This is a genomic window from Acidiluteibacter sp., assembly GCF_055129545.1.
Genome location: NZ_JBSRUB010000005.1, coordinates 25,404 through 40,701, shown reverse-complemented (window position 1 = coordinate 40,701; position 15,298 = coordinate 25,404). Strand labels below are relative to the sequence as shown.

The following is a 15,298-nucleotide window of genomic DNA, read 5'->3' as shown; positions in this document are numbered from 1 at the left end:
TTTTACAAAAAAACATGAAGATAGCTGTAAATACACGTCTATTAGTTCCCAGAAAAATGGACGGTATTGGTTGGTTTACTTTTGAAACGCTAAAGCGAATCACACAGCAACACCCTGAGCACGAGTTTCATTTTATTTTTGACAGAAAAATTGATTCGCAATTTATTTTTGGGTCAAATGTAATTGCTCATGTGCTAAGTCCTCAAGCTCGACATCCCTATTTATGGATTTATTGGTTTGAGTATGCTTTAAAAAGGAAAGTGAACAAAATTGGTGCAGAATTATTGATTAGTACTGAAGGTTGGCTTCCGCCTATGAAGAACATTCCTATGTTAGGAGTAATTCATGACCTTAATTTTGAACATTTTCCTGAAAACATAATCCCTATTCAGCGAAATTATTTATTAAAATATTTTCCAAAATTTGCCAATCGAGCGACACGAATAGCGACTGTTTCTGAATTTTCTAAGCAAGATATAATAAAACAGTACCAACAGAACCCTGAAAAAATTGATGTGGTATATAATGGAGCGAACGAAAGTTTTGTTCCATTGAATGAAGATGAAAAAGCCCTTGCAAAAAGAGATTTCAGTGATGGGAAATCTTACTTTCTATTTGTTGGAACACTGCACCCAAGAAAAAATTTAGAAAACCTCTTTTTAGCATTCGAAATTTTCAAACAAAAAACAGGTGCTGATTTAAAATTATTGATTGGCGGCAATCGAAAATGGTGGCCAAATCAACTCGAAGAAACTTATCAATCGCTTACCCATAAAAAAGACATTGTATTTTTGGGACGAGTAAAAAGCAAGAAACTTCCAGCGTTAGTTGGTGCTGCCTTTTGCTTGAGCTATGTTCCCCAATTTGAAGGTTTCGGTGTGCCGATTATTGAAGCAATGCAATGTAACGTTCCGGTGATTACATCCAATACCTCATCAATGCCAGAAGTGGCCAACGGCGCTGCATTATTGGCTGATCCTTTTTCTGCTGAAGACATTGCCGATAGAATGATTCAATTATACAGTGAACCCAATTTAGAAGCTCAATTAAAAGAAAAAGGATTGAATCAGGCGAAAGAATTTTCTTGGGAAAGAACAGCTAATCTATTGTGGAAGAGCGTTGAAAAAACACTAGAACAATGGCATTAGCATTGCATTTTAATTCAAAATACATAGAAGCCGGATGTGATGAAGCCGGTAGAGGATGCCTTGCAGGACCTGTATACGCCGCAGCAGTAATTCTACCTAAAACATTCAATAACGAATTGCTCAACGACTCTAAAAAACTATCAAAAAAAAATAGAGATCAATTAAGAATTGTCATTGAAAAAGAAGCAATTGCTTGGGCTGTAGGCATTGTTACTGAAAAAGAAATAGATGAGATAAATATTCTAAACGCTTCTTTTTTGGCTATGCACCGAGCTATCGATCAACTTTCTACAAAACCTGAGTTATTATTAATTGACGGCAATAGATTCAATCCATATTTGGGAATTGTGCATCGATGCATCATCAAAGGAGATTCTAAATTTGCACCAATTGCAGCCGCTTCTATTTTGGCGAAGACACATCGAGATGAATATATGCAAGAGATTCATTTAGAGCACCCTGAATACTCTTGGGACAAAAATCAAGGTTACCCTACTATAAAACATAGAGAAGCAATTAAAAAAATTGGCTCTTGTAAATTTCATCGACAATCTTTCACCCTTTTATCGACAAAAAAAGGGCATTAACCTTATTGGAATTTAAAAAAAAGCTTCTATCTTAGCTTTTCACTTCTAGTTCAATAGATACGTTATGAAATTAAAAATACCCAAGATAATAGTATACGGCCTGATTGCTATTTCAATAAATTCTTGTACAGAGGATTATTTCGATTTCGATAAATTAAAACTTGAACCGATTGATCCTGAGTTGGCTATTCCACTTATAAATTCTTCACTTAGCCCTGCAGATTTATTTGCTACGGAAGACGATCTAGAGATTTTGAAAACCGACCAAGATGGACTCATTACCATTCTATACAATAGTGATGCATTTACCATTGATACAAAAGAGGCGTTTGAATTACAAGACCAAGAGTTCAAAGATAAAATAACCCTTAATGGTGTAGAAGTAATTGCTTTACCAATTCAAGGAACGATCACTAAAAATTACAGCACGACGTATCCATTTGACAATGGTAATGGCGCGAGGTTAGATTCAATGATCATAAAATCAGGACTTTTAAAGTGTTCACTAGTTTCTTCAATACAACATGGAGGAAATATAAAAATTACTTTTCCAACTTTTAAGGCAAATGGAACACCACTTAGTTTCAATCTTCCATTAGATTACAATGGAAATATTCCGGTTTATTCGAACAGTACTATATCATTGGATAATTTTAAGATAGAAACTGACCAAAACACGACCAATGATATCCCAGTAGATTATGAAATTACTTTAAACTATTCAGGGCAACCCATCAATTCTAGTGATAGTATAGGGATTACCATACAAACTGAAAACCTAGCGTTCGACTCGTTTTATGGATATACAGGTCAGCAGTCAGTTAACTTTCCTGAGGATACATTGCTTTTATCCGTATTTAAGAATGCAGTAAGTGGTTCCTTTTTTATAGCAGAGCCAAGACTAACCATACAAACGAACAATCAATTTGGAATTCCTTTAGATTTAACCTTCCAAAGATTTGTTGCAACAACGGTAACAAACGGCATAGTTCCACTACAATTGGTACAAAATCCCATTGCAGTGAATGCACCTACAAAACCGGGTGATTCAGCGATTACCGACATTATTTTGGACAAAAACAACAGCAACATTCCAACAGTAATATCTTCCCTCCCCAAGGATTTTATATATGATATTTCTGTGCAGACTAATCCAAATGGGGATGTACAACAGAACTTTATACAATCAACCAATCAGGCTAAAGTGAAAATTAACATGGAATTACCATTAGTTGGCTCTGTAGATAGATATGCATTAGTGGATACGTTAGATTTTAATTTTGATGACTCCGGAGATTTAGTAAGATCTGCCATTTTCAGAACAAACATTACGAACTCTTTTCCCGTTGAGGCAAATCTTCAAATCTATTTTACAACTGAAGACTATGCCGTGTTAGATTCACTGTTTGATGGCTCTAAACAAATCATTCAATCTTCAACTATTGACAATAATGGCAAAACTATCTCTCCAAACAACTTAACGATAGACACTAAGGTCGATGAGTTTGGATTGAAAAATATATTTAAGAGTAAGAAAGTTATTATAAAAGCAGAAATGTCAACTACAAATAGTGGTCAATCAATAGTAAGGTTCTATGATTATTACCGATTAGATGTAAAGTTAGGATTGAAAGCAAAATTTAACATAGAACTTGATTAATATGAGAAAATATATACTATTTGTTATAGTTTCAGTTGCTTTCATAACTCTTAAAGCACAGCAAGAGTTTACATCCTATTACATGGATGCTTTGCCTCAAACAAGTTATTTGAACCCTGCAAAGAAATTCAATGGAAAGTTTTTTATTGGCTTGCCAGCATTATCTTCCACCTACTTGATGTATAGTAACAGCTCCTTTGCATGGTCAGATGTGATCCAAAAAAATAATGATTCACTGGTTTTCAATATGTCAAACCTTGTGTCATCTCTTTCTCCAATTAACTATATGTCATTTGCTGCTCAAACAGATCTACTTTCCTTTGGTTTTCGGATTGGCGATCGTACTTCTTTGAGTTTTAATGTGAGTGAAAAGGTCAGGTTTAAATTTTTATACCCTAAAGATTTCATGCAGTTCATCGATCAGGGAAATGCAGGGTTTGATGACAATACAGCTAATTTTGATGGAATGGGCATTAATATGACCCATTTCAGAGAATATGGAGTGGCTTTTAATCAATCCTTGTTGGATGATCGGTTAGTGGTAGGAGCTAGATTCAAGTACTTATACGGCATGGAAAATATTGATTCTAAGAAATTTGAAGTAGAAGTATTTACAGACCCGACGACCTATGAAATGAGGGCTTCGGGTAGTGTTATTATTAATTCTTCCGGAATAAATGATAGTATTGAAGTTGATCAGGATTATGTATTGAATAGAAAGAATAATGGGTTTGGTATTGATCTAGGAGCCACATTTAAAGTCAATGACAAAATCGAATTAAATGCCTCTATAGTTGATTTAGGTTTTATCAATTGGAAAAATGAAGTGAAAAATTATGTAAATGATGGAAGCACTTTTGATTTTAGTGGAATTGATATTGATGATTTTATACTTAAGAAAAATGTAGACTCTTCCAACAATTCTTCGTTGGAACGTGTGCTAGATTCATTGGGAGAGGCTTTTAGCCTGGAGGAAAAATCTGATGCTTACAGGTCTAACCTAATCGCACAAATATATATCGGAGGATCCTACCAATTCTTCGAAAAAGGAAAAGCAGGAGTATTGATTCAAAATGAATATTTTAAAGGAAAGTTAAATCCTTCTTTGACACTTTCATACAATCATAAATTCAATAAATGGTTTCATGCAACAGCTTCTTATACTGTAATTAATAACAGTTATAACAATATTGGTGGTGGAATTATGGTGCATCCTGGACCTGTTCAACTTTACGTTGTTGCCGATAATATTTTAGGTGCTATTCAACCTCAGAATGCACGCCATATGCAAGTAAGAGCCGGAATAAACCTTGTGTTTGGAAAAGGTAAAATAAATGATGTTTCCCGACAGGAAAAGAAGAAATCTGAAAAATCAATAGAAGAAGAAAAATTAACTCCTCCCAAGCAACCTGCTGAAGAGTCCATTCCAAAAACAAAAGAAGCAGAGCAGCCAATTAATGAAGAACTGGAGAATACTCCTCAAACAGATTCCATTATAGAAGAGGCTATTCCTGAACCACAACAAACAACGCCATCTGAAAATGGCGACTCCATTCAAGAGGAGAGCATTACTCCAAATAATTCAGAGACAGATATTCTATTAAATGAGGCAGATTCGCCTGCGAATGATTCTTTGGCTCCATCAAATGAAGAAGTAATTGAAGAAAATAGTGGGGAAGAAATAATTGAACCATCTTCTGAAACGCAAGAGACATTGCCTTTGGAGGAAGGAGAAGCCATGCAAGAGGAAAATAGTACTCCGAATAATGCAGAGATTCCTTCAGATGAATTGGAAACACCTTCAGATGAAAACACATCTTCACCTGAGGAGATAAATGAGAAAAATGGCGAAGGTTCTGAGGAACCAACTCCTGAATAGTCAGAATAGATTTGATCAAAAAAAGAGCAGCTAAAATAAATTTAGCTGCTCTTTTTGTATGGTTTAGAACGAGACTTATTTTGTTGCTCTTGCTCTTCTTTTTGGTTTTGCCTCTTCTACTACTTCTTCAATTCCTGCAATAGCTGCATCAACTAAAACTCTTCCACAGTGCTCGCAAACGATCACTTTCTTGTGTGTTTTAATATCCAATTGTCGTTGTGGTGGAATCTGATTAAAACAACCTCCACAAGAATCTCTTTCAACTGGCACTACTGCCAAACCATTTCTAGCGTTGGTTCTAATTCTTGTATAAGCAGTCAATAATCTATCATCGATAGACTCCATTGCTTTTTCAGATTGTTTCTGTAAATCTGTTTCTTCCTTTTGAGTTTCTGAAACAATTTCATCAAGCTCACCTTTTTTATGGGTCAACTCTTTTTGACGAGACTCTAGAGTTTCTTTAGCCTCATTGTTGATTACTTTTTTGTCATCAATTTTGACTTTATACTCTTTAATTCTCTTCTCAGCCAATTGAATTTCTAAATTTTGGAATTCAATTTCTTTTGTCAAAGAATCATACTCTCTGTTATTTCTAACGTTATTTTGCTGTTCAGTATACTTTTTTATAGCATCTTTTGAAGCAGACATCGCGTTTTTCTTAGCTGAAATATCAGCTTCTAGTGTATTGATTTCGTCGTCGTACTTAGAAATTCTAGTTTGAAGACCTTCTATTTCGTCTTCTAAATCTTGAACTTCTAATGGTAATTCACCTCGAACTGTTCTAATCTTATCAATTTTAGAATCAATTTCTTGAAGGTTATAAAGTGCCTGTAGTTTTTCTTCTACTGTTTTTACGTCTTTTGAAGAAGCTTTACTCGCCATAGATTAAAGGTAATTAATTGGATTGGTAATTACTTGAGATAAATGAGTGGCAAAATTAGGTATTTTTTTATGAAGAATTTCTTTAATTAAAATTTTCGTGAATTGTTCACTTTCATAATGCCCTACATCTGCTATGATCAGTTTATTCTCAGCATCAAAAAATTCATGGTACTTAAAATCTCCTGTAATAAATACGTCAGCACCCGCTGCAATCGCATTCTTTAATAAAAAGGAACCCGAACCACCGCAAACAGCAATTCTCTTTACTGTTTCTGCAACTACTTTAGTATGTCGGACACAATCCGTATTTAATTGCTTTTTAAGCCCCTTTAAAAAGGTCATTGAATCAATAGGCAATTCTAATTCTCCTATAATTCCACTCCCAATTTCTTGATGGCTATTCTGTAACAACAAAATATCATAAGCCACTTCTTCATAAGGATGACTTGCCTTTAATGCTGAAATTAATCGAGATTCATCCGCTAAACTGAAAATCACTTCCAAACGATGTTCTTTTTCTAAATGCAACTCTCCTACTTTTCCTAATGTTGGATTGGCATTTGAATTCCCACGATAACTGCCTGTACCTTCTGAAACAAATGAGCAACTGTCATAGTTACCAATATTTCCTGCTCCCGCTGCAAAAAGTGCTGACTTCACTTTCTCAACTGATTCAATAGGTAAATAAGTGATTAACTTTTTCAAAAAACCATGTTTAGGAGCCAATATTTGAACGTTTTTGAGGTTCAATCGTTCAACAATCTTATAATTCACGCCTCCTTTTACATTATCCAAATTAGTGTGAATGGCATACAGCGCTATGTCATTTTTTATGGCTTTTAAAACTGTTCGTTCAATATAATTTTTTCCAATCAAACTTTTCATTCCCTTAAAAACAATGGGATGATGGGCAATTATTAAATTACACCCAGCCTTAATTGCTTCGTCTACTACATCCTCAGTACAATCCAAAGTAATCAAAGCTGATGTTGCCTCACGTTCATCATCGCCAACTATCAAAGTACAATTGTCGTAACTTTCTTGATAAACAGGACTGGCAAAATCTTCTAAATGAGCAATAATCTCTTTAATCTTCATAAATTATATTCTTTAAACATCTATCCAATGAAGGACCTATTAAATTATTAAATTTGTCGTAAATTAAACTCAAAAATAGCTTGATTAAATTTCTTCGACTGTTTCTTTTCCCTTTTTCGTTCATTTATGGCCTAATTACAGGGCTCAGAAATAACCTATACAACCTTAACATTCTTAAATCTAAATCATTTGAGATTCCTATCATCTCCGTTGGCAATTTAAGCACAGGTGGCACAGGAAAAACACCACACATTGAATTTCTAATTTCAAATTTATCCAATCAATACAAATTAGCTACACTAAGTCGCGGATATAAACGAAAGACCAATCAATTTATATTGGCTGATGACTCTCATACATCAGAGGACATTGGTGATGAACCCAAACAATTTCAATCTAAGTTCCCCAAGATACAGGTAGCTGTAGATTCTAATCGTGTAAACGGCGTGAAACAACTTTTAAAAGAACATCCTGATTTAGAGATGGTTTTATTAGATGATGCCTACCAGCATCGAAAAATTGGTCGTTCAATTAATATTTTACTTACTGAATATTCCAATCCATTTTTTAAGGATTACATTCTTCCAGTGGGAAATTTGAGAGAATCTAGGTCGGGATACAATCGTGCTAACATAATAATTGTTACCAAATGCCCTACTGTTCTATCTCCTCTAGATATTAGAAGGGTAAAGGCGGAGATAAACCCTAAACCCTATCAAGAAATATACTTTTCATACATTAGCTATAGCAAACCAATAGCTTTAACTGAGTCCGCCCAATCAATTGGCAAAGTTAAAATGGAAGATTATGCGATAACAATTTTAAGTGCGATAGCTAATCCTGAAGCTCTCAAATTTTACGTAAAACGATATGCCAAGGAGGTCAATAGCATTAAATTTCCGGACCATCATTATTTTAACTCTTCCGATATAAAGAAGATAAAATCTAAGTTTGATGAATTATTGCCAACGACCAAAATACTAATTACGACAGAAAAGGATGCGATGCGAATTGATAAAGAAGCTTGCAGAGATTTACCTATATTTTATATTCCAATAAAAATAAAATTCCATCTCAACCATGGAAGTGAACTAATCGATCAAATCAATACCTATGTTAAAGCAAATTCAAGACGCAGCTAACTTTATCAAACAAAAACTTTCAGACCAACCTATCATCGCTATCGTGTTAGGATCAGGACTAGGAGACTTTGAAAAAGAAATAAAAAATGCTGTAGCAATTCCATACAGCGACATCCCTCACTTTCCAAAAAGCACCGTAGAAGGCCATAAAGGTCAACTTTTAATAGGTGTAGTTGATGGCATTTCAGTAATTGCTTTGCAAGGTAGGTTCCACTATTATGAAGGATACACGTTGCAAGAAACAACGTTTCCGATCCGAGTTTTTAAAGCATTGGGAATTCATAACCTTTTGCTGTCAAATGCAAGTGGTGGATTAAATCCTGAACAACGAATAGGTGATTTGATGGTTTTAACAGATCACATTCATTTATTTCCTGACAATCCTTTGAGAGGAATCAACATTGATGAATTAGGTCCTCGTTTCCCTGACATGAGCGAACCTTATTCTTCAAAATTTGTTGATTGGTCGAAAGAAATTAATCAAAAACATAACCTTGAGCTAAAATATGGCGTCTATGCTGGTGTACAAGGGCCAACATATGAAACTAAGGCAGAATATAAGTATCTTCGGATAATTGGAGCGGACGCAGTGGGCATGTCAACAACAGCAGAAACTATTGTAGCCGTGCACAGCGGAATGAAGGTTTTTGGTGTCTCTATTGTATCAGACTTAGGTGTCGAAGGTAAAATAGTGGAGATTAGCCATGAAGAAGTTCAAGAAATTGCCAAACAAGCTGGCCCTAAAATGAATTTGTTATTTAAAGAATTAATTAAACGGATAGGAAATGAAAAGTAAACTACTTGCTCTCGGATTAATTTTAAGCACAGTCGGATTTTCGCAAATCAGCTCTAACATAACATTGGAGTCTAATTGGGAATCACCTGCATTATTGAATGACAATTCGTTCAATACCTATAATGAAATTTGGGGGCATGCCCTCAACGGAAGAGAGTATGCAATCATGGGTTCTGTATTGGGAACTCATTTTGTTGATGTTACTGATCCGAAGAATCCGGTTGAAGTAGATTTTGAGGCAGGAGCTGCTTCAGGTAGTTTTGTTATTCATCGAGATTACCATAACTATAGAAATTACCTTTATGCCGTTTGTGATGAGAGCCAGAATAGTACATTGCAAATATTTGACATGAGTTTCTTGCCAGATTCTGTGCATAAAGTATATGATTCCAACAACCTATTTACCAATTCGCACAACATATACATAGATACAGCTCTTGCGAAACTCTATGTTTGTTATGCCAGAAAACAAGGATCTTCCTTAAATGGAGAATTAGCTGTCTATAGTTTGGCTAACCCTATTTCGCCAACCTATTTGGGTCAAATCCAACACACTCCACATGATGTATTTGTTCAGAATGACACCGCATACCTCAATGACGAAGGAAGAGGTTTAATAATTTACAAGACTACCAATGTTAGCAACCCTGCTTTCTTAGGCTCCTTAGCTAGTTATCCGGATAAGGGATACAACCACAGCGGCTGGCTAGATGACAATGGCAAGAATTACTACTTTGCAGACGAGACACATGGCATGCAAATGAAAGCTACTGATGTTTCAATTATGACGAATATAAATGTGACTGATTTATTTGGGAGCACTTATTCCAATACCTCAATACCGCACAACTTAATTTCTAAAGGCGATTATATATATGTTTCTCATTATTATGATGGACTTAGAGTTTATAACACTTCAGACCCTAGTAACATAACAGAAGCGGGGTTTTACGACACCTATCTAGGTCCTAACGCGTCAGGCTTTAAAGGGGCTTGGGGAGTTTATCCATTCTTACCTTCGGGTAGAGTAATTGTTTCTGATATGCAAGAAGGGCTTTTCGTTTTTGACGTAAGTGCAATTACAGGAATTACTAATGTGAATAAATTAGGCTTGAATGATGAAGTTAGTGTTTATCCAAACCCTGTAACCGATCAGATTAAAATTCATTTTGAAGATGCGACAAATAGTAATTTTCAATACCAGTTGCTCGATATGAAAGGAAATATAATTCGTTCAGGAAGAACAAGTGCTAATCAGAATACGATTGATTTAGATGCAACAATCCAGAACGGACTCTATCTGTTGAAACTTATAAACGAAAACGAAACAACTCATTTAAAAATAGTTAAAAGCAACTAACAGCGAGTCTTTCCAGAGTCTATTTGGGTGATTTTTTTGCTAATTTTGCCCACGATGGAAAAGGAAACGATTTACGACAAATACGAGGCAGTAATTGGTCTCGAAGTACATGCTCAGTTGATGACTGAAAGCAAAATGTACTGTTCAGATTCTACAGAATTTGGGTTAGCCCCAAATACCAACATTAGTCCTATTTCATTAGGTCACCCTGGCACTTTGCCTACCTTTAATACTCGTGCTATGGAGTTCGGTGTTAAGATTGGTTTGGCTTGTGGCTGCGACATTACGTATGAAAATCAATTCGCTAGAAAGAATTATTTCTATGCTGATTTACCAAAAGGATATCAAATCACCCAAGATAAAACACCTATTTGTACAGGTGGACAAATTCTCATTAAAGACGATGCTGGAAATGAAAAGCGCATTGGACTGACAAGAATCCATATGGAAGAAGATTCAGGAAAATCGAATCATGATATGGATCCTTTTAAAACACTAATTGATTTAAATCGTGCAGGTGTTCCTTTACTAGAAATTGTGAGTGAACCTGATTTAAGAACCCCTCAAGAAGCATATAATTACCTGACTGAGGTTCGAAAGCTTGTTCGTTACTTAGAAATTTGTGATGGCAACATGGAAGAAGGAAGTATGCGATGTGATGCCAACGTTTCTGTACGTTTAAAAGGAGCTAAAGACTTTGGGCAACGAACTGAAACAAAAAACCTAAACTCTATCCGCAATGTATTCAGAGCGATCAGTTATGAAATTAAAAGACAAATAGAAGCGGTAGAAGCAGGCGAAGAAATAACCCAACAAACAATGAATTTTGATGCAGTGACAGGCAAAACGGCTGTCATGCGAAGCAAGGAAATGGCACACGATTATCGTTACTTCCCAGAACCAGATTTACAGGCTGTTTATGTGGAACAAGGATACATAGAAGATGTAAAGAAAATGCTACCTAAGCTGCCTGCTGAATTGATTCAGAAATACACTAACGAACTATCATTATCTACTTATGATGCTGAGCTTCTAACTGAAGACAAGTCGATCGCTCTGTATTATGAGGAAATAATAAAGCATACAAAAAATTACAAATCAGCTGCCAACTGGCTAATGGGAAGCATTAAATCTCATTTGAATGAACATGCTATGCTCATCAATCAATTCCCGATTGAGCCAAAAAAGATAGCAGGTTTGATTGATTTAATTGATTCAAATAAAATCAACAATTCTATTGGTGCTCAAAAGGTTTTTCCAGCGATGCTTGAAAATCCAGATAGAACAGCTGAAGAAATAGCAAAAGCGAACAATTGGATTCAGGAATCTGATAGCTCCTCTATTTCAGAATATATTTCAGCAGCAATTGCCAAATATCCTGATAAGGTTACCGCATATAAAAGTGGCAACAAAAACTTGTTGGGTCTGTTTATGGGTGAAGTCATGAAACTTTCGCAAGGAAAAGCGGATCCTAAAATGACCAGTCAAATATTAAGAGAAGAATTAGAGAAATAAAGAACTATGAAAACAATTCTTACAGGATGTATCGGAATTATGTTGTTGGCTTCATGCAATACGGAAGGACAACAAACCAATGATGTTCAAGCTAATATTAAAAACTACAATAACCCTCAAGTTATTTTAGAAAAGTTAGCAGAGGGCAAAGTAACACCTATAGATACCTCAACAGTTGATCCTGAAGGAAATTTCTCCTTTGATGGTAGCATTGATGAAAAATCGTTTTATCGACTAAATTTCAACAACCAAGGATTTGTATTTTTTGTAAGCTCGCCCGACGAAAGCGTAGAAATCAATCTGGATGCTAACAATTATAGAGATTATACGATAACAGGATCAGAAGATGCTGTTATTCTGCATGAATTCAATAATGGACTTGTTAAGTTTTACACTTTTCAAGACAGTTTAAATAAAGCATTTTCTCAGTATCAAAACCACCCAAACAAAGATTCCATCATTCAAGAATTCAGGACTGTATACTTAAATTCTGAAGTTGAAAAAGCTGCCTTTGTAAGAGGTTTTTTGGATAATCATTCTGATAGCTATGCAGCAATGGCAATTGTAGAACAGCTGGATAAAGATGAAGCAATCGATTATTATATTAAAGTAAAAGATGGCTTATCGGCAAAATACCCTCAAAATAGCACTTACATTGCTTTTGCAAACCGGATTAATGAATTGTCGAAACTTAAGGTAGGTTCTCAAATTTCTGAAATAAATTTACCTAGTCCGAATGGTAGCAACATTGCACTATCTTCTTTACGTGGAAAATATGTATTAGTTGACTTTTGGGCTTCTTGGTGCAAGCCTTGTCGAATTGAAAACCCAAACATTGTAGCAGAATACAACAAATATAAATCTCAAGGATTTACAGTATATGGTGTTTCTTTAGACCGAGAAAAACAAGCTTGGACTGATGCAATCGCATCCGACAAATTAGATTGGTCTCATGTAAGTGATTTAAGCTTTTGGAATTCTGAAGTTGTTCCTCAATTTGGAATTGAAGGCATTCCTTTTTCTATTCTAATTGATAAAGAGGGAAAAATTATAGCTAAAAATTTACGCGGGCCAGCTTTAGGACGTAAATTAGCAGAAATCTTTAACTAGTTCCTATTGACATCATCGGCTATTTTACCACCTGGCAAAAAACTTTATTTCGCCTCAGACTTTCACTTAGGAGCTCCAAATGCTGAAGAAAGCTTGAAGCGTGAAAAGCTGATTGTAAAATGGCTAGATGAAGTAAAAGTTGATGCACAGGAAATCTTTTTAGTCGGTGATTTATTCGACTTTTGGTTTGAATACAAACACAGCATCCCTAAAGGCTTCATTCGTTTACAGGGAAAGATGGCTGAAATAGTAGACAGTGGTATTCCAATCACCCTTTTTATTGGTAACCACGACATGTGGATGTTTGATTACCTGCCAAAGGAAATTGGTGTCACCCTGCATCGTGATTCTATTCGGAGAACCATTAATGGCAAAGAGTTTCTAATCGGTCATGGTGATGGATTAGGCCCAGGAGACCATGGTTATAAATTCATCAAAAAAGTATTTGCTAATCCTGTTTGCCAGTGGCTATTCGCTCGAATTCATCCCAACTTAGGAATAGGAATGGCTAATTTTTGGTCGCAGAAGAGTAGAAATGCCAATCGGGAAACAGATGAAATCTACCTCGGTGAAGAAAATGAATGGCTAGCCATTTACAGCAAAGAATACCTTCAAAAAGAACACATTGATTATTTCATTTTTGGACATCGTCATTTACCGCTTGATCTTAAAGTTGGTGAGAATAGCAGATACATCAATCTAGGTGAATGGATAAACTTCAACTCTTATGGTGTTTTTGATGGCAATCAATTTGAATTGAAATCATACGGTGAGCCAAAAAAGGCTATGCCCCAATAAAATCCAAGTAATTTTCTTGAGAAATCACCTCAAATGTAGCCGAAGTATAATTTTTCGTCCATGCTCCAGGAGCCTTTACTTTCTTCGTTGGACTCCATTTAAATTCATACCCGCTCAACGCATCTCCAGTCTCTTCTACTAAATCTATTTCTTGCTGATCATACGTTCTCCAGAAATAAATATTACTCCTTTTGTTAGTATAACTATTGAACTTAATTCGCTCAGCCATTAAGTAATTTTCCCACAATTCGCCTGTATCCATTCGGAGATTTAATGGATTAAAATTTCGAATAATTGCATTTCGAATTCCATTGTCTACAAAATACCATCGGTTTGATTTGGTAACTTCTTTTCTCAGATTACCACTGTAACCACCAACTTTATAGATGATAAATACCTTCGAAAGCAAATCTAGATAGCTCTCCACTGTATTTCTAGAAATTCCTTTTAACCCTTTAGACAATTCGTCCACACTCACTTCTTTTCCAACTTGAAAAGCCAATAAGCGCAGTAGATCTAAAATCTTATCCGACTTTTTAATGCCGTCGTAAGCCAAAATATCTTTCAGTAAATACGAATTTACGATGCCTTCTAAATAGGTTATCTTGTCATTATTATTTGACAAATGTGCCAGTTCGGGATAACCTCCAAAGATCAACCGATCTCCTAAATTTTCTTTTGTCTCTAATAAATTCTCGGACTTCCCATATTCCATCTGTGCCAATGGGAAAAGTTGAATAATATTGGATCGACCAACCAATGGCTCACCCAATGTATTGCTTAAATCAAAAACTGAAGATCCAGTCACTACCACCCGGAGACCTTCAATTTCATCTACCATCAACTTTAATTTCATACCAATATCAGGAATGTGTTGCGCTTCATCAATTGCCAACAATGTGCAATTTCCTAATAATCGTTTGTAATTCGCTACAGACCTGACCTCCAATAAATCAAGAGAGGTTTGGTCTTCTCCGTTCAATAATAAATAACTTTCTTTGGGTTGTGTCTTCAGGTAAGACCTAACTAGTTCTGTTTTTCCTACTCGTCTCGCTCCAAACAAAATAAGGACTTTGTTTGGAAGAATCTTACGAACCATTTCATCAAATACAACACGTTGAACTTTTGTTGCTGCCATACTCCATCAATTTACCTCAAAGATACGCCAATTCCGTATTCAAATGAAGGAATTAACGTTAATTCATTGAATGAACTGAAGGAATTAACGTTAATTCATTGAATAGAAATTTTAAAAAAGACAATTAATTAATTGATTTTTAGCAATAAGAGACAAAGAAAGAAGATTAATTTACGACCTACACA

Annotated in this window: 13 protein-coding genes; 10 read left to right on the top strand and 3 right to left on the bottom strand. The window is 35.3% G+C overall.

Annotated elements, in window-relative coordinates:
* Positions 1 to 14 precede the first annotated feature (14 nt).
* The 4 genes from ACTB0X_RS01890 (at position 15) to ACTB0X_RS01875 (ending at position 5,274) form a co-directional block, all read left to right on the top strand.
* Entirely contained in the window at positions 15 to 1,148 is a 1,134-nt protein-coding gene (locus ACTB0X_RS01890; RefSeq protein WP_463023285.1) for a glycosyltransferase family 4 protein, read from the top strand.
* The gene (locus tag ACTB0X_RS01885; RefSeq protein WP_463023284.1) at positions 1,139 to 1,735 is read left to right on the top strand and encodes a ribonuclease HII; all 597 of its coding nucleotides are present in this window, start codon (positions 1,139 to 1,141) and stop codon (positions 1,733 to 1,735) included. Before ACTB0X_RS01890 ends, ACTB0X_RS01885 begins: the two co-directional genes overlap by 10 nt.
* 64 nt (positions 1,736 to 1,799) lie before the next feature.
* Entirely contained in the window at positions 1,800 to 3,395 is a 1,596-nt protein-coding gene (locus ACTB0X_RS01880) for a hypothetical protein (RefSeq protein WP_463023283.1), read from the top strand.
* 1 nt (position 3,396) lies between these two features.
* Positions 3,397 to 5,274 (top strand): DUF5723 family protein, encoded by a 1,878-nt coding sequence (locus ACTB0X_RS01875; protein WP_463023282.1) that lies wholly within the window; start codon positions 3,397 to 3,399, stop codon positions 5,272 to 5,274.
* A 75-nt stretch (positions 5,275 to 5,349) separates the two neighbouring features.
* Here ACTB0X_RS01875 and ACTB0X_RS01870 read toward each other — a convergent pair whose 3' ends face one another.
* The gene (locus tag ACTB0X_RS01870) at positions 5,350 to 6,156 is read right to left on the bottom strand and encodes a zinc ribbon domain-containing protein (RefSeq protein WP_463023281.1); all 807 of its coding nucleotides are present in this window, start codon (positions 6,154 to 6,156) and stop codon (positions 5,350 to 5,352) included.
* Between the two features lie 3 nt (positions 6,157 to 6,159).
* The gene (locus tag ACTB0X_RS01865; RefSeq protein WP_463023280.1) at positions 6,160 to 7,254 is read right to left on the bottom strand and encodes a Nif3-like dinuclear metal center hexameric protein; all 1,095 of its coding nucleotides are present in this window, start codon (positions 7,252 to 7,254) and stop codon (positions 6,160 to 6,162) included.
* Between the two features lie 80 nt (positions 7,255 to 7,334).
* Here ACTB0X_RS01865 and lpxK point away from each other — a divergent pair, with 80 nt between their 5' ends.
* From lpxK to ACTB0X_RS01835, 6 genes are read left to right on the top strand one after another with little or no spacing between them, the layout of a single operon-like run.
* The gene (gene lpxK, locus ACTB0X_RS01860; RefSeq protein ID WP_463023279.1) at positions 7,335 to 8,396 is read left to right on the top strand and encodes a tetraacyldisaccharide 4'-kinase; all 1,062 of its coding nucleotides are present in this window, start codon (positions 7,335 to 7,337) and stop codon (positions 8,394 to 8,396) included.
* Positions 8,368 to 9,192, top strand: coding sequence for a purine-nucleoside phosphorylase (locus tag ACTB0X_RS01855; RefSeq protein ID WP_463023278.1), 825 nt, complete (start codon positions 8,368 to 8,370; stop codon positions 9,190 to 9,192). Before lpxK ends, ACTB0X_RS01855 begins: the two co-directional genes overlap by 29 nt.
* Positions 9,182 to 10,552, top strand: coding sequence for a choice-of-anchor B family protein (locus ACTB0X_RS01850; protein WP_463023277.1), 1,371 nt, complete (start codon positions 9,182 to 9,184; stop codon positions 10,550 to 10,552). The genes ACTB0X_RS01855 and ACTB0X_RS01850 overlap by 11 nt, the downstream gene beginning before the upstream one ends.
* A gap of 54 nt (positions 10,553 to 10,606) precedes the next feature.
* A complete protein-coding gene (gatB, locus tag ACTB0X_RS01845; RefSeq protein ID WP_463023276.1) occupies positions 10,607 to 12,067 on the top strand; it encodes an Asp-tRNA(Asn)/Glu-tRNA(Gln) amidotransferase subunit GatB in 1,461 nt (486 codons plus the stop codon).
* A gap of 6 nt (positions 12,068 to 12,073) precedes the next feature.
* Complete coding sequence (locus tag ACTB0X_RS01840; RefSeq protein WP_463023275.1) at positions 12,074 to 13,177, top strand: redoxin domain-containing protein; 1,104 nt, start codon at positions 12,074 to 12,076, stop codon at positions 13,175 to 13,177.
* Positions 13,178 to 13,183: 6 nt separating this feature from the next.
* The gene (locus tag ACTB0X_RS01835; RefSeq protein WP_463023274.1) at positions 13,184 to 13,975 is read left to right on the top strand and encodes a UDP-2,3-diacylglucosamine diphosphatase; all 792 of its coding nucleotides are present in this window, start codon (positions 13,184 to 13,186) and stop codon (positions 13,973 to 13,975) included.
* On the opposite strand, the gene ACTB0X_RS01830 is transcribed toward ACTB0X_RS01835, so the two are convergent.
* Positions 13,962 to 15,113, bottom strand: coding sequence for an ATP-binding protein (locus ACTB0X_RS01830; RefSeq protein WP_463023273.1), 1,152 nt, complete (start codon positions 15,111 to 15,113; stop codon positions 13,962 to 13,964). The two genes, ACTB0X_RS01835 and ACTB0X_RS01830, sit on opposite strands and share 14 nt — an antisense overlap.
* Positions 15,114 to 15,298 lie beyond the last annotated feature (185 nt).